This is a genomic window from Kitasatospora sp. NPDC057015 (assembly GCF_042673745.1).
Lineage (GTDB): Bacteria > Actinomycetota > Actinomycetes > Streptomycetales > Streptomycetaceae > Kitasatospora.
This window is the reverse complement of sequence record NZ_JBHUSG010000106.1, coordinates 5,469-5,982: the sequence shown is the minus strand read 5'-3', so window position 1 is coordinate 5,982 and position 514 is coordinate 5,469. Positions and strand designations below refer to the sequence as shown.

The 514-nt window shown below is 45.7% G+C and carries 1 protein-coding gene; it reads left to right on the top strand.

Translation table 11 applies throughout. From position 1 onward, the window contains the following. The first annotated feature begins 147 nt into the window (after nucleotides 1–147). The gene (locus ACFTWP_RS41095) at nucleotides 148–489 is read left to right on the top strand and encodes a hypothetical protein (protein WP_137909842.1); all 342 of its coding nucleotides are present in this window, start codon (nucleotides 148–150) and stop codon (nucleotides 487–489) included. Nucleotides 490–514: the final 25 nt, after the last annotated feature.

Here is a 514-nt window from a genome sequence, read left to right as displayed (position 1 = left end):
TGGTCACTGCAGTGCATTTCTGTGCAAGTGTGTCTGAATTACTGATTGCGGTTGTGTGAGTATTGGGTCACTGATGGCGGGGATGGATCATCTGGTGATTTTTGATTTTTGTTAGACTTGGATTTTAATATAACAAGGGGTGAATTCATGAGCGGAGTTTCAGCATTTTCTAACGAAATTTCTCTGTATGATGACGAAGACGAAGGGCTGCGGATCGAGTGTTCTGAAAAATTCGTTGAGCGCATTAAGCGGGGTCTTGCTTCAGGCGGACTACAATCATCCGCTATGCGCACCCAAATTGCAGGGACATCGAATATTCATGATTGGGTTGAGTTCGACGTCTTGAACGGGGACTTTGAAGCAATGAAGCTGGCGGTTATCGCATGTTTGCAACAAGCGGGCGTCACGATTAAAGAGGAGTCGTTCTCTTCGCCGGGCGAGAAGCATGTTCGTCTAGATCTCACAAATGTCAGTGTGTTCGACAAATAAATTGTAATCGGCGCTTCAAGTAGAC